This is a genomic window from Amycolatopsis sp. NPDC050768 (assembly GCF_040654155.1).
Classification (GTDB): domain Bacteria; phylum Actinomycetota; class Actinomycetes; order Mycobacteriales; family Pseudonocardiaceae; genus Amycolatopsis.
Map to the genome: position 1 here is coordinate 105,738 of NZ_JBFAHL010000007.1, position 20,458 is coordinate 126,195.

At 72.0% G+C, this 20,458-nt stretch carries 22 protein-coding genes; 8 read left to right on the top strand and 14 right to left on the bottom strand.

What is annotated here, in order from left to right; all coding sequences use genetic code 11:
- Nucleotides 1–3: 3 nt before the first annotated feature.
- Nucleotides 4–435, bottom strand: coding sequence for a DoxX family protein (locus AB0H62_RS21585; RefSeq protein WP_220239310.1), 432 nt, complete (start codon nt 433–435; stop codon nt 4–6).
- A gap of 156 nt (nt 436–591) precedes the next feature.
- On the bottom strand, nt 592–1,176 hold the full coding sequence (locus AB0H62_RS21590) for a TetR family transcriptional regulator (RefSeq protein ID WP_360587685.1): 585 nt from the start codon (nt 1,174–1,176) through the stop codon (nt 592–594).
- Between the two features lie 78 nt (nt 1,177–1,254).
- Between AB0H62_RS21590 and AB0H62_RS21595 the strand changes: the two genes are divergently transcribed.
- On the top strand, nt 1,255–2,169 hold the full coding sequence (locus tag AB0H62_RS21595) for an SDR family NAD(P)-dependent oxidoreductase (RefSeq protein WP_360587687.1): 915 nt from the start codon (nt 1,255–1,257) through the stop codon (nt 2,167–2,169).
- A 12-nt stretch (nt 2,170–2,181) separates the two neighbouring features.
- Here the strand turns inward: AB0H62_RS21595 and AB0H62_RS21600 are convergent, their stop codons facing one another.
- Complete coding sequence (locus AB0H62_RS21600; RefSeq protein ID WP_220239313.1) at nt 2,182–3,207, bottom strand: NADPH:quinone reductase; 1,026 nt, start codon at nt 3,205–3,207, stop codon at nt 2,182–2,184.
- A gap of 108 nt (nt 3,208–3,315) precedes the next feature.
- On the opposite strand from AB0H62_RS21600, the gene AB0H62_RS21605 reads away from it, so the two are divergent.
- The 5 genes from AB0H62_RS21605 (at nt 3,316) to AB0H62_RS21625 (ending at nt 9,258) form a co-directional block, all read left to right on the top strand.
- Nucleotides 3,316–4,362 (top strand): PAS domain S-box protein, encoded by a 1,047-nt coding sequence (locus AB0H62_RS21605; protein WP_220239314.1) that lies wholly within the window; start codon nt 3,316–3,318, stop codon nt 4,360–4,362.
- Between the two features lie 162 nt (nt 4,363–4,524).
- Nucleotides 4,525–5,808, top strand: coding sequence for an MFS transporter (locus tag AB0H62_RS21610; RefSeq protein WP_220239315.1), 1,284 nt, complete (start codon nt 4,525–4,527; stop codon nt 5,806–5,808).
- A gap of 7 nt (nt 5,809–5,815) precedes the next feature.
- On the top strand, nt 5,816–6,982 hold the full coding sequence (locus tag AB0H62_RS21615) for an acyl-CoA dehydrogenase family protein (protein WP_220239316.1): 1,167 nt from the start codon (nt 5,816–5,818) through the stop codon (nt 6,980–6,982).
- Nucleotides 6,983–8,488, top strand: coding sequence for an AMP-binding protein (locus AB0H62_RS21620; RefSeq protein WP_360587691.1), 1,506 nt, complete (start codon nt 6,983–6,985; stop codon nt 8,486–8,488).
- Nucleotides 8,485–9,258 (top strand): enoyl-CoA hydratase/isomerase family protein, encoded by a 774-nt coding sequence (locus AB0H62_RS21625; RefSeq protein ID WP_220239318.1) that lies wholly within the window; start codon nt 8,485–8,487, stop codon nt 9,256–9,258. Before AB0H62_RS21620 ends, AB0H62_RS21625 begins: the two co-directional genes overlap by 4 nt.
- Nucleotides 9,259–9,426: 168 nt before the next feature.
- Here the strand turns inward: AB0H62_RS21625 and AB0H62_RS21630 are convergent, their stop codons facing one another.
- The 9 genes from AB0H62_RS21630 to AB0H62_RS21670 all read right to left on the bottom strand — a co-directional run bounded on the left by AB0H62_RS21630 (nt 9,427) and on the right by AB0H62_RS21670 (nt 17,276).
- Entirely contained in the window at nt 9,427–10,647 is a 1,221-nt protein-coding gene (locus AB0H62_RS21630; RefSeq protein WP_360587693.1) for a TetR family transcriptional regulator, read from the bottom strand.
- Between the two features lie 17 nt (nt 10,648–10,664).
- The gene (locus AB0H62_RS21635; protein ID WP_360587695.1) at nt 10,665–11,111 is read right to left on the bottom strand and encodes a hypothetical protein; all 447 of its coding nucleotides are present in this window, start codon (nt 11,109–11,111) and stop codon (nt 10,665–10,667) included.
- A 39-nt stretch (nt 11,112–11,150) separates the two neighbouring features.
- Complete coding sequence (locus AB0H62_RS21640; RefSeq protein WP_360587697.1) at nt 11,151–11,978, bottom strand: LLM class flavin-dependent oxidoreductase; 828 nt, start codon at nt 11,976–11,978, stop codon at nt 11,151–11,153.
- Between the two features lie 107 nt (nt 11,979–12,085).
- Nucleotides 12,086–12,919, bottom strand: coding sequence for a peptidoglycan-binding protein (locus AB0H62_RS21645; RefSeq protein WP_220239322.1), 834 nt, complete (start codon nt 12,917–12,919; stop codon nt 12,086–12,088).
- Between the two features lie 88 nt (nt 12,920–13,007).
- Complete coding sequence (locus AB0H62_RS21650) at nt 13,008–13,478, bottom strand: hypothetical protein (protein WP_255637812.1); 471 nt, start codon at nt 13,476–13,478, stop codon at nt 13,008–13,010.
- Nucleotides 13,479–13,524: 46 nt separating this feature from the next.
- A complete protein-coding gene (locus AB0H62_RS21655; protein WP_360587699.1) occupies nt 13,525–14,439 on the bottom strand; it encodes a DUF6745 domain-containing protein in 915 nt (304 codons plus the stop codon).
- Nucleotides 14,440–14,834: 395 nt separating this feature from the next.
- On the bottom strand, nt 14,835–15,473 hold the full coding sequence (locus AB0H62_RS21660; RefSeq protein WP_220239324.1) for an HD domain-containing protein: 639 nt from the start codon (nt 15,471–15,473) through the stop codon (nt 14,835–14,837).
- Nucleotides 15,474–15,591: 118 nt separating this feature from the next.
- Nucleotides 15,592–16,038: a MarR family transcriptional regulator gene (locus tag AB0H62_RS21665; RefSeq protein ID WP_360587702.1), complete on the bottom strand. Its 447-nt coding sequence runs from the start codon at nt 16,036–16,038 to the stop codon at nt 15,592–15,594.
- A 14-nt stretch (nt 16,039–16,052) separates the two neighbouring features.
- Nucleotides 16,053–17,276: a carboxypeptidase-like regulatory domain-containing protein gene (locus AB0H62_RS21670; protein WP_360587704.1), complete on the bottom strand. Its 1,224-nt coding sequence runs from the start codon at nt 17,274–17,276 to the stop codon at nt 16,053–16,055.
- Nucleotides 17,277–17,423: 147 nt separating this feature from the next.
- Here AB0H62_RS21670 and AB0H62_RS21675 point away from each other — a divergent pair, with 147 nt between their 5' ends.
- Nucleotides 17,424–18,425, top strand: coding sequence for a proline racemase family protein (locus AB0H62_RS21675; RefSeq protein ID WP_360587706.1), 1,002 nt, complete (start codon nt 17,424–17,426; stop codon nt 18,423–18,425).
- The gene (gene proC / locus AB0H62_RS21680; RefSeq protein ID WP_360587708.1) at nt 18,422–19,231 is read left to right on the top strand and encodes a pyrroline-5-carboxylate reductase; all 810 of its coding nucleotides are present in this window, start codon (nt 18,422–18,424) and stop codon (nt 19,229–19,231) included. The genes AB0H62_RS21675 and proC overlap by 4 nt, the downstream gene beginning before the upstream one ends.
- A 7-nt stretch (nt 19,232–19,238) precedes the next feature.
- Here proC and AB0H62_RS21685 read toward each other — a convergent pair whose 3' ends face one another.
- Together AB0H62_RS21685 and AB0H62_RS21690 are read right to left on the bottom strand one after the other, a co-directional pair.
- A complete protein-coding gene (locus tag AB0H62_RS21685; RefSeq protein ID WP_360587709.1) occupies nt 19,239–20,138 on the bottom strand; it encodes a MurR/RpiR family transcriptional regulator in 900 nt (299 codons plus the stop codon).
- 95 nt (nt 20,139–20,233) lie between these two features.
- The gene (locus AB0H62_RS21690) at nt 20,234–20,452 is read right to left on the bottom strand and encodes a three-helix bundle dimerization domain-containing protein (RefSeq protein ID WP_220239330.1); all 219 of its coding nucleotides are present in this window, start codon (nt 20,450–20,452) and stop codon (nt 20,234–20,236) included.
- Nucleotides 20,453–20,458 lie beyond the last annotated feature (6 nt).

Consider the following 20,458-nt stretch of genomic DNA (forward strand, 5'->3'; position numbering starts at 1 on the left):
ACCTCACCCCCGCACGGGTGCGCGGGGGTCTTCCCGTTGAGTGGCACGGAAAGCCGCGAGTGCCCCGGTGAGCGCGAACCGGCCGGGTCCGGTGAACGCGAGCACCAGCAACGTCCAGCAGAACAGCGCGGCCTGCTCGCCGCCGTTCTGGATCGGCAGCACGTCGTTCGGCGCGTGGACGGTGAAGTAGGCGAAGGCCATCGACCCGGAGCCGATCAGCGCGGCCGCGCGGGTGCCGATGCCGAGGAACACCAGCGTGCCCGCCACGAGCTGGATGAGCGCCGCCCACCAGCCGGGCCACGAGCCGACCTGCGCGGGGGCGTGGGCGCCGAGGAGGCCGAAGAGGGTTTTCACGCCGTGGCAGGCGAAGAGGAACCCCACGACGATGCGGAAAAGTCCGATCGCGTGGTCGCGGATCGCGTCCAGCCGGTGCATGGTACCTCCACAAAGGACGGTGCCGGGGCGCGGCCGGGCCGACACCCCGGTCGGCTGCCGTAATGGTCCAGACCTATCGGTGCGTGGGACCAGGTATACCGGCTGTGACGTCCGACGCGGTACCTGCGAAAGTGGGGCCTCGCGCGTTCGGGGTGCTCAGACGGGCCGCGGTGGCCAGCCGGACTCGAGGAGATCGAACACGGCGTGCATCGCGCCGACGGGGTCGGGCTCGGTACCGGCGAGGTCGGGGATCTCCAGCACGTAGCGGGCCAGCGCCCTGGCCGCCATGTCGGTCGCGGGCACCTCGCTCGCCTCGGCGATCGCTTCGGTCAGCGCGTCTTCGCTCGCGATCCAGAGCTTGCGCGCGTACCCGCGCAGGGCCGGCGTGGTGACGATCAGGGTGCGCTTGCGTTCGTACTCGGGCGGCAGTTCGGCGGCGAACGGCCCGCGGTTCGCGAAGTACCGGCGCAGGGCGGCGAGGACGGGTTCGCCGGCTTCCCGCTCGCGCACAGCGGCGACGAGACCTTCGCGGCGCTCGGTGCCGTCGTCGAAGATCAGGGCTTCCTTGCCGTCGGGCACGTGGGCGAACAGCGTGGCGACGGAGACGTCGGCCTCCTCGGCAATCTGCGCGACGGTGACGTGGTCGTAGCCGTGCTCGAGGAACAGGCGCAGGGCGGCTTCGTCGAGCGCCTGGCGGGTGCGGGCCTTCTTGCGTTCGCGTCGGCCGGGGGTGGCGGGCATGAGGCTCATGATAGCTGAAGTGACTCTGGAATTGTAGGTACTCTGTAATCAGAGTGACTACAGAAATGAGTGCGCACCATGGCGAACCAGTCCACGATCGCGCTGGTGACCGGCGGCAACGCCGGCATCGGCTACTTCGTCGCCGAGCAGCTCGCCGCGGCCGGCGCCGCCGTGGTGCTCGGCAGCCGCGACCCCGCGAAGGCCGCCTCCGCGATCGGGGCGATCCAGGCGCGAGTGCCCGGCGCTCGGGTCACCTCCGTGCGCCTCGACCTCGCCGACCTGGCCTCGCTCAAAGCCTCGGTCGACGCGCTGGACGCGCCCCGGCTCGACGTGGTCGTCCTCAACGCGGGGGTGCTCCTCGAAGGTCCCGAGCGGCGAGAGACCCCGGCCGGCCACGAGCTGATGTTCGGCACCAACCACCTCGGCCACTTCGCCCTCACAGCCCTGCTGTGGCCCCGGTTGCCGGCCGGCCGCGTGGTGACCACGGGCAGCTTCACGGCCCGCTCCGCTCACCTCGACCTCGACGACCTGCAGAGCACCCGCGCCTTCGCGCCGAAGCAGGCCTACGAGCGCGCCAAGCTCGCCCAGATGTTGTTCGGCTTCGAGCTCGCCCGCCGGCTCGAGCAGGCGGACAGCGCTGCCCTCAGCGTTGTGGTCCACCCCGGTGGCGCCCTGAACGCCCTGACTCCCTCGCGGCCGCCGGTGCACTCACGCACCACCGGGCAGCTGCTCCACGCGGTGCCCGCCGGCGTGCTGCTGCAAGGAAAACACGCGGGCGCCCGGCCGTCCGTGCACGCGTCGCTCGCCCCGTCTGTCCGCAATGGACAGCTGTGGGGCCCGCGGTTCTTCGGCCTGCGTGGAAAACCGCGCCTCGAAACTCCGAAGGGACCGCTCGCCGACTCCGCGACCGGCCGTCGGCTGTGGGACCTGAGCGCGGAACTCACGGGCGTGGACCCGGAGTTCGTGACCGCGCCGGTCACCGAACCTCGGTGACCGGCGCAGGGTTCAGGAGGCCGGCGTCACGTCGATGAGGATCTTGCCCGTCACGCCGTTCTCCGAGGCTTCGTGGGCTTGTGCCGTCTGCTCCAGGGGGAAGCGGTGCACCGGCAGGCCGCGCTCCTCGCCCAGGCGCAGGGCGCCGTCGGCCAGCGCCGCGGTGACGTCCTCCGCGCCGGCGCGGAGCTTGTCGAGGCCGACGGTGTAGAGGACCAGGAACTGGTAACGCGAGTTCAGCCACAGGTTGCGGCCGAACTCGAGGGTGATCGTGCCGGTGCCGCGGTCGTCGCCGTACGCCGCGACGGTGCCGCGGGTGCGCAGGACGTCGGCGTGCAGCCCGGTGTTCGTGCCGGCGGCGACCTCGACCACGAGGTCCACGCCGTCGGGGGCGATCGCCCGGATCTCGGCCGCCAGGTCGCCGGAGGTGTAGCGGAGCGCGTGGTGCGCGCCGGCTGCCCGGGCCAGCGCGGCCTTGGCCTCGGTGCTCACGGTGGTGAGCACCGTCGCGCCGGCCCAGCGGGCGAGCTGGATCGTGGCGTTGCCGACGGCGCCCGCCCCGCCGGTGACCAGGACGGTGCGGCCCGAGAGTGCGCCCGGGGCGAGCCGCGTCGGCCCGTCCTCGGCGACGGTCAGGGCGCGGTGCGCCGTGAGCGCGGGGATGGCGAACCCGGCGCCCTCGTCGAAGCCGACCGCGTCGGGCAGGCGCACGAGCCGTTCGGCGGGCAGCACGGTGTACTCCTGCGCGGTTCCGGATGCGGGGGAGTGGGCCGCGGCCAGCAGCACCCACACGCGGTCGCCCGGCGTGAACTCCGTGACACCCGGCCCGACGGCGTCGACCACCCCCGCGCCGTCCTGGTTGGGCACGGCTGGGCCCGCGAGCTCACCGGGGCCGCGGCGCGACTTCCAGTCCGTGGGGTTCACCGCCGACACCACGATCCGCACGCGGACCTCGCCGGTGCCCGGCTCCGGGACCTCCCGCTCCGACAGCGACAACACTTCCGGCCCGCCGTGGCGGGTGAACGTGACAGCCTTCATCTCTCGTGCAAGCCCCGGCCGCGCCCGCGTATTCCGGGTGGGCGCGCTGCGGGGTTTCGTGGGTACGGTAAGGGGCGTCCGGCTCGCTGACCTCGACCGGAGGGTGCCGTGGAACCTCCTCGCGCTCTGCTTGAGCTGATCCTGGACACCGTGCCCCAGCCGGTGTGGGTCGTCGACCACGCGGGTGTGATCGTCTTCGCCAACCCGGCGGCGGTCGCCGTGCTCGGGTACGACGACCTGGCCGAACTGCGGGGCCGGCCGAGCCACCAGACGGTGCACCACCACCGCCCCGACGGCTCGGAGTTCCCCGCGGCCGAGTGCCCGATGCTGCGCCCGCGCGTGACCGGCGAGACGCTGCACCGCGACGAGGACTGGCTGTTCCGGCGCGACGGCTCGAAGTTCCCGGTCGCGTGGCGCTCGGCGCCGGTGGACCTGCCGGACGGGCGGGGCGCGGTCCTCGCGTTCGTCGACACGACCGAACGCCGCGCGGCCGAGCGGGCGCTGCGCGAGCGCGACTCGGCAGAGATCCGCGCGGCCGCGTCGCGCGCCTCCGGTCGCCGCATCGTCGAGAGCACCACCGCGGCGCGGCGCCGGCTGGCCCGCAACCTGCACGACGGCGCGCAGCAGCAGCTCGTCAGCCTGCTGCTCGAACTGCGGGTCGCCCGCGCGGAGCTCGATACCGACCCGGTGCACGCCCGGCAGCTGCTCGACGAGGCCGTCGAACACACGCTCACCGCCCTCACCGAGCTGCGCGAGCTCGCCTCGGGCGTCCACCCGGCGATCCTGGCCTCGCGCGGCCTCCTCCCCGCGGTCCAGGTCCTCGCCGCGCGCGCCGCCCTGCCGGTCGTCGTGACCGGTGCGGTCGATGTCGAGCCCACCGAGGGCGTGGCGGCGTGCTCGTACTTCTTCGTCGCCGAAGCCCTCACCAACGCGGTGAAGCATTCGCACGCCTCCCAGGCCACCGTGACCATCACGGCCCACGCCCGCCACCTCACCGTCGAAGTCCGCGACGACGGCGTCGGCGGCGCCGCCCCCGGCGCGTCCGGCTCCGGCCTGGCGGGCCTCGCCGACCGCGTCAACGCCCTCGACGGCCACTTCACCCTCACCTCGCCTCCCGGCGGCCCGACCACGCTGAGAGCCGAGTTCTCCCTCTGAGCCGGGAACTCGCGCACATCTCGAACGCAGCGAGCACCCCAGCCCGGCTCTCGACCGAGTCGGGCTTCCCAACCGTGACCGCGAACCCCCTTGAACTCTGGCTAACGACGAGTTACCGTCCGCCTAACCAGTATTCACCTCCCGCAAAGAAGCAGGTGGCCCATGTCCGAAGTGGCGACCAACGCCCCGGCCGGCGTGGCCGGGTCCGCCTACACCCGAAGAGAGCGCGGTCTGATCATCGCGGCCGCGGTCAGCGGCTGGGGGATGGAGTACTTCGACCTCGTGATCCTGTCGCTGGTGGCCGGCGACGTGGGGAAGACGTTCGGCGTCTCCACGGCCGCCGTGGGCGCGGTCTTCACGGCGCAGCTCGCGGCCACGGCGATCGGCGGCATCCTGTTCGGCCCGCTGGCCGACCGGTTCGGCCGCCGTCGCGTGCTCACGTGGACGATCTGGGTGTTCGCGATCGGCACGGGGCTGGGCGCGCTCGCGCCGAGCTTCGGGCTGTTCGTGGTGTGCCGGATGATCGCCGGGATCGGGATCGGCGGCGAGTGGGCCATCGGCTTCGCGCTGCTGAACGAGGCGTGGTCGCCCAAGCGCCGCGGCCTCGCGGGCGGCATGGTGCAGGCCGCGATCTGGCCCGCGTACGCGATCGGCATCTTCGTCGCCGGGGCCGTGCCCAACTGGCGCTGGGCGTTCGCCATCGGCGCGTTGCCGGCGCTCGCCGCGGTCGCAATCCGGCTCGCCTGCCCGGAGTCGAAGCAGTGGCTGGAGCTGCAGCGGGCCAAGGCCGAAGGCCGGCAGGCCGGCACTGTCGTCGCACGGGAGTCCGCGACCGCCGGGCTCGCCATGCTGTTCAAGAAGAACGCGCTGAAGATGGTCGTGCTCGGCACCGTCGTGGTGTTCGGCGCGCAGTACTCCTACTACGTCTACTCGTCCTGGATGCCGACCTTCCTCAAGACCGGCCTGCACCTGGGCGCCGGACCGACGCAGACGGTGCTCTACGTCAGCGCCGCCATCTCGCTCGTCTCCTACATCGCGGCCGGCGCGCTCGGCGACCGCTGGGGCCGGCGCAAGGCGCTGCTCGCCTTCGCCTCGGTTCAGCTGGTCGCGTTCATCGCCTTCGCGGTGCTGATCGCCACCGGCGCCGCGACCGGGGCGGTGATCGCGATGTACTTCGTGATCTCGTTCGGGCTGGGCTACTTCGCCGTGTTCGGCACGTGGTTCGGCGAGCTGTTCGCCACGCCGATCCGGGCCACGGGCTCGAGCTTCTGTTACTCGGTGGGCCGCGGCATCGCGAGCTTCGGGCCCGGGATCGTCGGCCTGCTCGCCGCCCGCTACGGCCTCGGCGGCGGCATTTCGACCGGCCTGTTCGCCGTGGCCTTGATGATGATCACCGCGCTGTTCCTGGCCGACCGCTCCGGCCGGGCCATCACAGCCGTGGAATGAGTCGGGAATGAGGAAGGGGAACGACTTGCAGCACCTCTGGAGGGACCACGTCGACGAGCGCCTCGCGCTCGAGGCCCGCGAGTTCACGCGGGAGCACGTGGCCCCGGTCGCGGACGCCCTCGACCGCGACGACCGCTATCCGCTCGACCTCGTACGGCTCACCGCCGAACGCGGCTGGAACTCGATGACCCTCGACCCGCGCTACGGCGGCGAGGGCCGCCCGATGACCGACCTGCTCGCCGTGCTGGAGGAGCTCTCGGTCGCGAGCGCGATCCTGGGTATCTCGCTCATCACGATCTTCCAGAGCCAGCGCTGCATCGAGCTCTACGGCGAGGAGTCGCTCAAGGAGCGCTACCTGCCGCGCTACGCCGGTGGGCTGCCCGCGTCGTTCGCGCTGACCGAGGACGGGCACGGCAGCGACATCCGCACACTCGACACCAAGGCACACCGCACGGACAAGGGCTGGGTCCTCAACGGCGAGAAGGCCTTCATCACCTCCGGTGCGGCCGCGGAGCTGTTCGTGGTGCTCGCCGAGACCGACGTCGGCGTCTCGACGTTCGCGGTCACGAAGGACACCCCGGGCGTGTCCAGCTACCAGGGCCACGAGGCCGAGACGTTCGGGCTGCGCAACGGCCCGCACGTCAACCTGGTGCTGGAAGACGTCGAGGTGCCCGCCGACCACCTGATCGGCACCGAGGGCCGTGGCCTCAAGCAGGTGATGGTCACCCTCGCCAACTCGCGCACGCTCGCCGCCGGCATCAGCCTCGGCATCGCGCGCGCGGCGTTCGAGGGCGCGCTGCGGTACGTGGACAAGCGCTCCGCGTTCGGCACGAAGGTCCTGGATTTCCAAGGGATCCAGTGGTACTTCGCGGAGCTGGCCGCGCAGATCGACGCGACGCGGCTGCTCACCTACGAGGCCGCGCGCGATCTCGACGCGGGCCGCGACATCGCGCGCTCGTCCTCGTCGGCCAAGCTGCTGGCGGCCTCGCTCGCCACGAAGGTCGCCTCCACGGCGGTGCAGGTGTGCGGCGCCCACGGCACGCGCGAGACCCAGCCGTTCGGCCGGTACCTGCGTGACGCGAAGGCGTACGAGGTGGCCGGGGGATCGGCCGAGGTGCTCAAGAACACCGTCGCGAAGAGTCTGGTCAAGGCCGTCAGGGTGGAGGATCGGTAGATGTTCGCGGCAACACTGAAGCAACGGTGCGAGACCAGCGGCGACGCTCCGTTCCTGCTGCAGGACGACAAGGTGATCAGCTGGGCCGGGCTGCTCGACGTGGTCACCCGCACCGCGACGCTGCTGCAGAGCAACGGCGTGCGGGCCGGCGACCGTGTGCTGCTCGCCTGCGGCAACACGCCGACGTTCCCCTACCTGTGGTTCGCGCTGCGCTGGCTCGGCGCCACGTGCGTGCCGCTGCACAACCAGGCGACCGGCGCGCACATCCGCCAGGTGGTGGCCGACGCGGGCATCGAGTTCGCCGTCGGCGACACCCCGAGCATCGCGCGCCTGGTCGCCGACGCGGGCTTCGACCCCGGGCACACGCTGGGCTTCACCACGGCCGACGAGCTGGAGCACGCCGTGGCCGGCCTCGCGCCGCACCCGATGCACGAGGCGGAGCTCGACGCCGAGAGCAGCCTGCTCTACACCTCCGGCACCACCGGCCCGCCCAAGGGCGCGGTGCTGTCCGACGGCGCGTTCCTCGCCGGCGGCCGGGAACTGGCCGACGCGATCGGGATCCGCGCCGACGACCGGATCATGGTGGCGCTGCCGCTGTTCCACACCAACCCGCAGGTGTACGCGGTGATGACCGCCATCGCCACCGGCTGTTCCCTGGCGCTGCTGGAGAAGTTCGAGCCCGCGAGGTTCCTGGAACAGGCGATCCGGTACGAGGCCACGGGATTCACCTACGTCGGCACGATGCTGGCGATGCTCGTGCGCAAGCTGCCCGAGCACATCCCGCCGCACAAGCTGCGCTTCTGCACCGGTGGCGGCGCGCCGGTCGGGCTGTGGACCACGATCGAGGACCACGTGGGCGTCGAGGTCCACGAGCTCTACGGCATGACCGAGACCGGTGGCTGGGTCACGGCCAACCGCTCCGGGCAGCGCCGCCGCGGGACCTGCGGTACCGTCCGGCCCGACATGGACCTGGCGATCCTCGACGTGAACGACGTGCCCGTGGCACCCGGCGAGCCGGGGCAGATCTGCGTGCGCCCGCGTGAGGCCTTCGTGCTCTTCGACGGTTACCACGGCAAGGCCGAGCTGACGCTGCAGAAGTTCCGCAACCTGTGGTTCCACACCGGGGACATGGGCGCGGTCGACGACGAGGGCTACCTGGTCTTCCACGGCCGGGCCGACGACATGATCCGCCGAGCCGGCGAGAACGTGCGGCCCGCCGACGTCGAGGCGGCGATCGCCGAGCACCCGGCGGTGGACGAGGTGGCCGTGGTCGGCGTGCCCGACGAGGTCGTGGGCCAGGAGGTCCGCGCCGTCGTCGTGCCGCGCGGCGAGTTCGATCCGCTCGGGCTGCCCGCGTTCCTCGACGGCAAGCTGCCGAAGTTCGCCTGGCCGCGCTACATCTCGGTGCGTCCCGCACTGCCCAAGACGGCGACGCAGAAGGTCCGCTCGGCCCTGCTGCGCACGCACGAATCCGACGACGTCGACCTCCGCGGAGCCCGCCCATGACCGAACCCGTGCTGTTCGAGGTGACCGACGGCGTCGCCGTGCTCATCCTCAACGCCCCGCGCAAGCGCAACGCCATCGATGGCGAGCTGGCCGGCGCGCTGATCGACGCGTGCGAGCGCATCGACGCCGACCTCACCATCGGCTCGGCCGTGATCCAGGGCGCCGGCGGGTACTTCTGCTCGGGTGGCGACCGCGACGAGCTGGCGGCGATCTCGGCCGCACCGGCTTCGGACGAGGGAATCCGCGCCACGCAACGGATCTACGATGCGTTCCTCCGCTTCGGCGCGCTGAAGGTGCCGACGGTCGCCGCCGTGCGCGGCGGGGCCGTGGGCGCCGGGATGAACCTCGCGCTGGCCGCCGACGTGCGCGTCGTCGCCGAAGACGCGGTGCTCGCGTCCGGCTTCACGCGCCTGGGCGTGCACCCCGGTGGTGGGCACTACACGTTGCTGACGCGGGTCGTCACGCCGGAGGCCGCGACGGTGCTCGGCGTGCTGGGCGAGTCGGTGAACGGCCGCCGCGCCGTGGAGCTCGGGCTCGCCTACGAGGCGCGGCCCGACGAGGAGGTCGAGCCGCGCGCCCTCGCGCTCGCGGCTCGTGGTGGCGGCGACCCGGCCCTCACGCGGGCGGCGATCCGCAGCCTACGGGCGGAGGTCGGCCCGCCGGCGTTGAGCTGGCAGGCGGCCGTGCCGCTGGAGCAGAGCGCGCAGCTGTGGTCGTTCGCGCGCAAGGGTTCCGACCGCTGGAAGGGCACCGAGCGCGCGAGCGACTGAGCCGCGCGCAGAACCTGTGGCCGCGGAACCGGACGGGCGCGGCCACCGGAGAAAGCCGAAGGGCGACCGGCTGAGAACACCGATGGCGGGGAAGGACTTCCCGAGGGGGAGGGTCCACCCCGCCATCGGTGTCCGTCCACGGTGTCTGTTCAAGACAGAGGGTCCGCGTCAGACCGCCACGCTCGTCAGTGCCGCCAGCGCGAGTCCGACCGTCCACTCGGGACGCTCCGGCACCGCGGCGAACCGCCTCGACCGCGCCACGGCGTCGATCAGCTCCATCACCGCGAGGCTCGCGGTCTCCGCCACCGCTTCCTCCACGCCCGGGTTCACCGCCAGCACCGCGCCCACCCAGTAGTCCAGGTAGCGCTTGCGGTCGCGGCGCACGGCCTCGCCGAGGTCTTCGGGCACGTGGTGCTCCTCGGTCATCCACACCGCGATCAGGTCGCTCTTCGCGATCGCCGTGCGGACGTGCGTGGTCACCAGCCGTTCGAGCACCTCGTGCGGGGTCCCGTCCGAGGCCATCGCCAGCGCGCCGCCCCAGCACAGCTCGTCGGCGATCTCCTCGACCACGGCGGTGAGCACGGCCGCCTTGCTGGGGAAGTGGCTGTAGATCGACGGGCCCGCGATGCCCACGCCCGCGGCGATGTCGTCGATGCCCACGGCGTGGTACCCGCGTTCGCGGAACAGTTTCGCCGCCTCGTCGAGGATCGCGCGGCTGCGCGTGTTCTCCGCCGCGGCCGGTGACTCCCGGTCCACCACGCGGATTTCCGGCAGGCTCTTCGGCGGTTCCGGCGCGAGCAACGTGGCCAGCAGCACGGTTTCCAGCGTCGCCGCGTGGGCCGAGAGGCGCCGCCGCGGCAGCGCGGGCACGCTGTTGAGCAGGCCCAGCGCGGCGCGGATCCGGAACTCCGCCTGGCTCGTGGTCAGTTCTGCCCGTGCGTCCACCAGCACCCGCAGCCACAGGCCGACCCCCTCGACGCGCACGGCCACCAGCTCTTCGCGGACCTCGCTCGTGAGGTAATGGGCCTCCTGGTGCCACAGGCGCACCACGTCCGGGCGCTCCAGCACGACGCCGACCACCGACGTCGCCAGCCGCCGCAGCACCTCGTCGGTGTCGCCGCCCTGGGCCAGCGCGAGCACCTCGCGGTTGCGCCAGGTGAGCACCATCTCCCGGATGGGCTCGGCGAGCAGCGCGCGCTTGTCGGGGAAGTGCTTGTACACCGCGCCGGCGGTGATGCCGACCTGCTCGGCGATGTCCGCCACGGAGACCCCGCCGTAGCCGCGTTCGCGGAACAGCCGGGCCGCGGCCGCGAGCAGCTCGGCGCGGCGGTTGGGACGCGCGGACGGCGAGGACTGCCGCTTCGTCCCGCGAACTTCCGCCCGGCTCACTCGTTCTCCTCATCGCGTCAGCACCGTTCCCACCAGGTTAGCGGGCGCGCGCCGGGATGGCTTCCACAACCGGGCTTCGCCGAAGCGCCGCTACGGCTGCTGGTTCTGGAACTGGAACTGCACGCGCGGTAGCGGTAGCGGAAGGTCTGTCCCGGCGCAGCCGGCAGCGCGGTCTCCTCGATCCCCGGGCTGCGCAGGAACAGCCGCTCCTTCGTGTCCACGATCACGCTCGGCAGCTGGTCCAGCGAACGCGCCTGCGCCATCGCGAGCCCGCACCCCGACCACTGCGCGACCGTGGCCGTGGTCCAGAACAAGCTCACGGCGACGACCACCAGCACCAGGGCCGGCGACACGCGCCGCACGGCGGAGGCGGCCCGCGGGGCGCTGCGGTCCAGGCGGCGCAGGACGCGGAAGCCGTAGACCACCAGCACACCGCCGGCGGCGATGAGCAGGGGAGTGACCATCAACCACGTTGAGTCCGAAGTGGACCCAGGGTCCCGTGGTCACTTGCCGGTGAGCCGCTCCACGAGCGGGGCGAACTCCTCGACGAACGCGCTGTTCACGGTGAAGTACGACACCCCGAGCTCGTCGCGGCGACGTTCGAGCTCGGCGGCCATGGTGTCGAGGTCACCGTTGAGCACGGTGAGCGAATCGCGCTCGATGAGGGTTTTCGCGTCGAGGCCGCCGAGGAACCGGCTGATCCACGGCGGCGCTTCGTCGCCCACCACGAAGATGTTGTGCGACAGCTCGAGGTCGTCGGCGCGCGCACCCGCGGCCGCGCGGATCTCCTCGACGTGGCCGGCCATCTCGGCGCGCGTGGTCAGCGCGCCGCCGGCGAGCGTGACGATGTCGGCCTTCGCCGCGGCCAGCCGGCGGGCCTTGGGGCCGCCGGCCGCGATCATCACCGGTGTGTGCGCGGCGCCGTCGAGGCGCCGGACGTGGTCGATGGTCTCGGACACCTGGTCGAGCCGGTCCTGGCCGGAGCCGTAGGGCAGGCCCAGCTCGTCGGCCGCCTGGCGCATCGTGGGCAGGCCGGTGCCGAGGCCGAGCTCGAAGCGGCCGTCGGTGAGCTGCGTGAGGCTGTGGGCCTCCCACGCGGCCGCGCGCGGCGTGCGCAGCGGACTGGCCAGCACGAACGACCCCACCCGCAACGTCGTGGTGACCGCCGCGGCGATCGCCAGCGACGCCGTCGGCGAGGGCAGGTTGAGGTTGTCGGGTGAGAGCAGTGTCGAGTAGCCCAGCTCCTCCGCACGCCGCGCCGTGGCCTGCCACTTCGCGCCGCTGCCGTCGGCCGCCGCGACCACTCCGAACCGGAACGCCTTGTTCGACATGGAAACACCCCCGTAGTCGATGATCCCGATACAACCACCGCCGAGGGTGCGGGTGCCACCACGGCACGTCCTCGCCGACTCTTGCCGAACCGGCGAGGACGCCGCGGTCAGCCGCGCTGGTACTCCTCCCAGGTCTTCTTCGGGTTCACCGCCGGGCCGTCGTCCGCGCCGCGTCCGGCCAGGCCGTTGAGGCCCAGGTAGTAGTCGCCCGTCTGGTGCTGGGCGCCCGAGGACAGGTCCGGGTCGGAGATCGCGACGGCGTGGATGTGGTAACCCCAGTCGGCCTGCTCCGGCGTGCGTAGCCACGCCGCGAACCCGACCTGGCGCAGGGTTTTGACCACGCTCGTGCGGGTCGCGGTGGACAGGCCCGACACCGAGACGTCGAACGTGCCGCCGCCGTCGTGGGTGCCGGCCGACGCGTCGACGCCGCCCGGGTTGTACGAGCCCTGCGTGAGGCTCAGCTGCCGCCCGAGCAGGCCTTCGGCGGCCACCAGCATGGCCTTGGTGCGGGTGTTGAGTGTGACGCCGTGGTAGGTCACGTGGCTGCCCGCGGCGATCACGGCGGTGACGGTGTAGCGGCCGGCGCCCAGCTTCTCCAGCGACGTGCGGCCGGGCAGGCCCGAGGCGTCGATCCCGGTGTAGCCCAGCGACTTCTGGTACTCCGAGTACCCCGTGATGGTCGTGGTGCCGAAGTACCCGTCCACGTACTTCGCGTCGAGCAACCCCTTGGCCTGAAGTGCCTGCTCGACCAGCAGCACGCTGTCGTGCGCGCCGGGGGTCTGCGTGCTGTCGGCGCGGCGCGGGTCGATCTGCGCGGCCTTGAGCACGGCCTCCATGCTCGCCGCGGGCAGCGCCTGTGTGGCCGCACCGGCCGAAACCGGTGCGGCCACGCCGAGCGCCACCGCCGCGAGCGCGGTCAGTGTGACGACCTTCCTGAGCATCCCTGGTCCTCTCGTCCGCGGATGAATCCGGGCAAAGAATCATGGAACGGGATACAAGGGACGTACAACTCGAAGGTCCAGGCCGGGTTCAGTCGGCGATCAGCAGCCGGTTGCGGGCGAGGGTGACGCCGCGCTCCTGCTGGCGGCGCACGAGCCACCGGCCCGGCGCCACACCGCTGCCGCCGTGCTCGGGGTGGATCAGGTACGCGGGCGCGGTGTTCTCGAACACGACGATGCCCAGGCGCAGCGGGTCGTGCACCGAGATCCACCGGCAGGTGCCGGGATCGGCCACGAGCGTGTGCGGGTTGCGGCCGTCCACACCGCGCACCAGTTCGAAGCCGCTGGGCGGCACCGGCTGCCAGAGCGCCCAGCCGTTCAGCTCCACAGTGCGGGCCACGAGGGCATGCGGGATCACGATGAGGTCGCCCTGGGCCTGCGGCCCGTCGAGCACGGGGACGGCGACCTGGCGTTCGAGGTGGTCCAGCACGTCGAGGCCGGAGCGGTCGAGGAGATCGGCGAGGCTGATGGTCTGGGTGTCCATTGTGGATGTTTCAGTCATGGTGATCACCTTGGGGGGTCTCGAAGGGCTGGAATTTTGAAGTGCGTCAGGTGCGGCGCAGCAGGCCGGTGTACTGGGCTCCGGTGAGCCCGTAGGACCAGCCCGCGGCGTCGACGGGGTCGTCGAACCACGGCGGCACGGAAAGTCCGTAGCGGCGGCGCGTGCCGTCGCGTTCCACGGATCCGTTGACGGTGAGCAGCAGCCGGCGCGCGATCGTGCCCGGCGCCCGGGGCACGTCGTAGAGCAGCAGTTCGGCGTCCCCGTTGCCCGGGTCCGGTGCTCGCGCGACGAACGTGAGGCCGGCCCGTTCGATGTAGCCGTCCCAGCCCAGGCGCTCGACGGCGCAGCGTCGGATTTCGACGTTGCGTTCGGTGTTGATGGCTTCGGCTGTCACGTCTTCGATCACCCACGCCGGCACCGGCGTGCCGTGCCACGCATACGCGCGCCAGCCGTCGGGATAGGCGATGGCCGGTCCGTCGGCGGCGTGCGCCCGCACCTCGCCGTACTCCGAGCCGGGCACGGGTTCGGTGCGGACGACGACCGGGCGTTCGGTGAGTACGCAGACGTCGTCGCGGGGCCACCACCAGCCGCACGAGCGCACGGTTTCCGCCCACAGGTCCAGCTGTCGTTCGACTTCGTGTCCGAAGTGGACACCGATCCGGCGGTGGGCGTCGTAGTGCGCCACCCAGTGGGCTTCGTGCTGGCCGTACCAGCCGATCCCGGTCGGTGCACGCAGTTCGGCCTTGATCGTGCCGGCGACGGAATCGAGGATGCTGCGCCGCACCGACCGTCGGACGCCGGAGGCCAGCAACGAGTCGAGGGAGCCACGATCGAGCGCTTCCTGGGGTTCTTCGGGCCAGGTCGGCCGTGGCCACGCATTCTCGGAGAAGCCGATCCTGCGGTTGAACCGGGCACGCAGATCCGAAAGCGACCCGGCCAACCGGTTTTCCAGCCGGGTCATTGACGCGAGGGACAACGCGGGGCTCGGTAGTACGACTTTCGTTGCCGCACCAGGGGAATCGACCCACACGAACGTCGGGGGAGGCTGGTCGACGAGCTCGTAGAGCGCACTGATCGCCGCTTCCGCGGCCGGCCGGTCGGCAGGCTCGCAGGACAGGGCGTGGCCGAGCCATTCCGCTCGGGCGGCCTCGGCGAGCTGCCACCGGGACCGTTGCGGATCAAGGAATTCGGGAGGTGCGGGAACGCGGGCTCCGGGCCCGCCGGGCGCGGTCAACGCGCGAGGGCGAGCACGCCCTTTCCATCAGACATACCGCGATCATGACAGCAATCGTGGTGACCGCGCAAGCGTTTTGGCCGCCACCGCGTCCTTGGGCGCGCGGCAGCGGCCGGCCGGCGTCACTCTTTCCAGTCGGAGTTCTCGATCACGTCGACGAAGTCGGTGTGCTTGAAGCCGGGCACGAAATGCTCCAGTACGTCGGCGTTCACGGTGCCGAAGGTCGAGTCGGGACGGTGGGCGAACCCGTCCTTGAACGCCTGCAGGATCTGCCGCTTGAAGTCCGGCCGCGGGTGCGCCGCGGTCACGGCCGCGCGGTCGTCGGCGGAAATGCGGTCGAGGTTCAGGCCGAGCACGTCGGTCTCGACGCCCGCGGTGGTCGCGGCGATCTCGGGCGCCATCCGGTAGGGCACCTCGGGCGTGGTGTGCAGCGCGATCGACGTCCACACGAGGTCGGCGTCGGCGGCCGAACGGCCGTGCGCGAGCAGGAACTCCCGGGCCTGGTCGGCGCCGTCGATCTCGAAGCGCTGCTGCTCGCTGCGCCACGGCGGCACTAACCCCGTGTCGTGGAACAGCGCGGCCACGTACAGCAGCTCCGGGTCGGGGTCGATGCCGAGGGCGCGCGCCTGCAGGCTGCCGAACAGGAACACGCGGCGCGAGTGGTTGAACAGCAGCTCGGTGGACTTCTCGCGGATCAGCGATGTCACCTCGGCGACGAGCTGCGTGTCCGGCACGGTGATCCCGGCGATCGTCTCGGTCATCACGACTCCTTGTTTGAAAGCGGCGTTGAGAAACGGTGTGGTCCTCACAGCCTGTCGCGCGAGGGCCGCTGAGCGCTGTGGCCGGACCGGCCACGAACCCCACCGATAGGGACATCGCTCAGGCGTGCGCGATCCTCCGCAGCACGTCGGTGAACGCCGTGCGCTGCTCCGTGCTCAGCTCACCCAGCAACGTGTCCTCGGTCTCGGCGACCAGCGGCGCGACCCGGCGCAGCACCCCGGCCCCGTCCTCGGTGACCCGCAACAGCTTGCGGCGGCGGTTGCCCGGGTCGACGCGCCGCACGACGTAGCCGCGCTCCTCGAGCCGGGCGAGCAACGGGGTGAGCGTGGCCGTGTCGATGCGCGTCGCCTCGGCGAGCGCCGCCTGGTCGAGATCGGGGGAGGACCGCAACACCCGCAAGGCGACGTACTGCGGCGGCGTCAGCTCGCGCACGGTCTCCTGCCAGCGCGCGGTGTAGGTGCGCAGCGCCTGGCGCAGCAGGTACAGCGGAGCGTCGTCGAGCGGACGTTCGCCGCTCTCGGTGTCGTGGTCCGATCCGGTGTCCATGGGTCAAGGCTGCCTCATGCGGCGCGGGCGTACGCGGGTGCCAGGGCGAGGTCCACGGTCGCGCCGCCACTGGCCGGCACCGTCAGCGCCCGCGTCTGCGGCAGGAACCCTTCGGCGACGGCGGTCAGCGTCACGTCGCCGGGGGCCAGGCCGGTCAGGTGGAACCGGCCGCGGCCGTCGGTGTCCGATCGCGCGGTGACGGCGCCCTGCGGATCCGTCACGACGAGGACCGCCGGGGCGCTGACGCGACCCGAGATCTCCCCGGCCGGCCCGGCCTGTTCTGCTTCATCGGCCCCGGTACGGCTGCGTTCCCGCACGTGGATCAGGAAAGCGGCACCCGCGGACCACGCCAGCAGCGTGAGAACGGGCACGAGCAGGTGGGCGCCGTGGAAGTAGTCGAGGTCCGACAGCGCGCGCACCGCGGCGCCCGGTGGCAGCACGGCCGACACCCACCGCGCCGGCTCGGGCAGGAGGTTCACCCCGAGCACGCCGCCGCTGGTCGAGTTGCCGATGGTGAGCAGCAGCAGCGTCGACATCGGGATGCCGATCGCGCCGAACCACGTGCCCAGGGCCTTGGTCGCCAGTGCCGTCGCGGCCGAGAGCAGGCCGAGGGTCAGCGCCAGCGGCACGAACGGCGCGGGCAGCGCGCCGAGCACCGGCCCGGCCAGCGTGGCCGCGACGATCCCGGACAGCACCGCGAACCCCGCGAGCGCCGCCATGCGGTGGCGCAGCCGGACGCGCCGCGCGGCCGCGAGGAGGTTCTGCGCCAGCGCGAACGACGCCAGCGTGACGCCGAAGGCCACGTAGAAGCCCGACATCCCCTTGGTGTCGAACGCCGAGAGCGGCAGCACGTCCGTGATCACCAGCGGTTGCCCCCGGTGCTGCGCGAACGCGCTCACCAGCTTCTCGGCCGCGGACACGGTCGTGGCGCCGCTCGCGCCGGCGACGTCCAGCCGCAAGTGCCCGGCCTGGTCCGTCAGCGTCGCGACGGCGTCGCCGTGGCGCAGCAGCGCGTCACCCGCCGCCTGGTCGGCGACGGGCACGACGGCCACGGCCTGCCCGGCCGCCCCGGCGAGCTGCGTCTGCAGCTGGGTCCCGGCCACCGCGACGGGCACCTGGTAGGGCCGCGGGCTGCGCTGGAACCCGACGTAGAGGCCGATGAACACGAGCACCAGCAGCAGTGAGATCCCCAGCGGCTGCCACCACCAGCGGTGCCGGGCGAGCACGGAAGTCTTCATGTTCGGCTCAACTATTCGTGCACGAATAGTATTCCGGTCGGGTGGTGGCGGTGACCGCGCGCACACCTCTTCCCGTAGTGAAAACTACCATGTACTGTCACCTGTCATGAACGCTACAAAGAGGTTGGACGGTCCACAGTGGACGCGGTGACCGTCACCGACTACCACGCGGCGGGGGAGCCCTTCCGCATCGTCACCGGTGGGGCGCCGGAGATCCCCGGCACGACGGTGCTGGAGCGGCGTGAAGCCGCGCGGTCGACGCCGGGCATCGACGCGGTGCGCGAGTTGCTCGTGCGCGAGCCGCGCGGGCATTCGGCGATGTACGGCTGTTTCCTGGTGCCGCCGCAAACCGAGGGGTCATTGTTCGGCGTGCTGTTCTGGCACCGCGAGGGTTACTCCACCGCCTGCGGGCACGGCACGATCGCGCTCGGCGCGTGGGCCGTGCGCACCGGCCGCGTCGAAGCGGTGGCCGACGGCGTGACCGAGGTGCCGATGGACGTCCCGTCGGGCCGCGTCATCGCCGCTGTGACGTGCGAAGGCGGCGAGGTGCGGAAGGTGGCCTTCCGCAACGTCGACACGACCGTGCTCGGCCGCGGCGTCGAGGTGGCCACGAAAAGCGGGCCGGTCAAGGTCGATCTCGCTTACAGCGGCGCGATCTACGCGTGCGTGCCGGCTTCGGCGTTCGGCCTCGAAGTGGTCCCCGAGCACCACACCGAGCTCGTGGCGGCCGGCCGCGAGGTCAAGGCCGCGCTCAGCGGCACGGAGTGGGCGCGGTACTCCGCGGACAGCCGGCTCGGCGGTGTCTACGGCGTGATCCTCTACGACGACCTCGGCGACACCGCGACCGGACCGCGCCAGCGCAACGTGACCGTGTTCGCCGACGGTCAGGTCGACCGTTCCCCTTGTGGCTCAGGCACTTCTGCTCGGCTGGCGCTGCTCGCCGCGGAGGGCAGGCTGCGCGAGGGCGACGTGCTCACCCACGGCTCGATCATCGGCACCACCTTCACCGGCCGGATCTTGCCGACCGGCGTCAACGGCACTGCCGGCGGCGTCGCCACGGAGATCGAAGGCACCGCACACCTGGCCGGCGAGAGCGTGTTCACGCTCGACCCGGCCGACGAACTGGGAACGGGGTTCACCCTGCGATGACGAAACTGGCCATCATCGGCGGCGGCAACATGGGCGAGGCGCTGCTCGCCGGACTGCTCGCCGGCACCGAACCGAGGTTCACGGCGGCCGAGGTCGTCGTGGTCGAGCTCGCCGAGGAGCGCGCGGCGTACCTGCGCGAGCGCTACGGCGTGACCACCACGGCGGAAGCCGGGCCCGCGATCCGCACTGCGGAAACCGTGCTGCTCACGGTGAAGCCGTACCACGTCGACGACCTGTTCGCCGCGGTCGCGGACGACGTGAACGACAACCAGCTCTTCGTCTCGGCCGTCGGCGGGGTGCGCATCGCGCGCCTCGAAGCGCTGCTGCCGGGCAAGCCGCCGGTCGTGCGCTGCATGCCCAACACGCCTGTCTCCGTCGGCCGTGGGGTGGTGGCGATCAGCGCGGGCACGTACGCGGGCGACGCCGAGCTCGACTACGCGCAGTCGCTGTTCGACCCGGTGGGCAAGGTCGTGCGGGTCGAGGAAACCCGCATGGACGCCATCACCGCGCTGTCGGGCAGCGGGCCGGCGTACTACTTCTTCCTCACCGAAGCGCTGATCGAAGCCGGGATCCTGCTCGGCCTGCCGCGCCCGCTGGCCGAGGAGCTCGTGAAGGCCAACGCCGCCGGTGCCGCCGAGATGCTCCAGGTCCCGGACGCCGACGCGGTGCGCATGCGCGCGGCCGTGACCAGCCCGGGCGGGGCGACGATCGCCGCGATCCGGCAGTTCGAGGAACGCGGGGTGCGCGCGGCGGTGATGGCGGCGATCGAGGCGGCCCGCGACCGGGCGGCCGAGATGGGACGCTGAGCCCAGGTCACTCGCGGCCGGCCCGGCGCGCTCGCATGTCGCGGGGCACCAGGGCGGTGCGCAAGGCGGTCAGCAGGTCGGTGTTGTCCGAAACGGCCGCCGGGTCCTTGCGCGCCAGCCCGGCCAGCAGGCAGTCGACGACCAGCGTCGCCCCGAGTCCCTCGTGCGTCAGGCCGCTCACGGAGTGCACGGCCGTGAGGACGACGTCGACCTGGTCGCCGAGCGTGGGCCGCAAGGAGTTGGTCACGAGCAGCACGCGCGCGCCGACCGAGCGCGCGTGCTCGACGAGCGTCTTGACATCGTGCAGGAGCCGGTCGGGCACGCACAGCACCACGACGTCGTTCTCCTTGAGGCGCAACAGGTCGTCGGCGAGCCGGAACCCCGTGGCCGACGTGCTCCAGGCCCGCCGGCCGAGCCGGTGCAGGCGGGTCACCAGGTACTGCATCGGCAGCTCGGAAGGGCCGAGGCCGTACCCGAGCACCTCGGCCGCGGAGTCCAGCAGGTCGACGGCCGCGGTGAACTCGGGGTCGGCCAGCAGCCGGCGCGTCTCCGTGAGGCGCTCGACCGACTCGGTCAGCACCTGGTCGAGCAGGGCGTCGGTGTCGCCGCCGGTCCGCTCGATTCGCTCGCGCAGGCGCGTGGCCGGGTTGGTGTCGCCGACGACGTAGCGGCCCACCACGCGCTTGAGCTCCGGCAGGCCGGAGTAGCCCAGCGCCTTCACGGCGCGGACGACCGTCGCGTCACTCGTGCCGCTGAGCACGCCGAGGTCGCCGGCCGTGGACAGCAGGATCGCCTGCTGGTGGCTGCGCAGGTACTCGGCCACGCGCTGCTCGGCCGGCGACAGCCCGGCAAGCCGTTCTTCGACACGAGCGCTGAGCGAGTCGGTCTGGTCGTCGTGGGCGGTCACGACCCGACAGCCTACCGAGCAGCGGTTTCGATCCGCCGCACCGGACGGTCAGTGCACAGTGGACGGTGGCGGGTGCTGAATTTTCAGTGTCGCGTTCAGGCGAGCGGCCGGCTGCCCAACGCGGCCCGTACGGCGCGCTCGACCAGGATCGGCACGAACGCCTGGATCGGCGCGTCGGTGAAGCGCGCTCGTTCGCGCTCCACGAGGTCGTGCACGGACTCGGCGCCGACGGTCGCGAAGTCGCGGGTGAGGCGGTCTTCCAGGTGCCCGAAGTGGGTGTCCGGCGTCAGAGCTCCGAGGGTCTGCGTGCTCATGAAGCC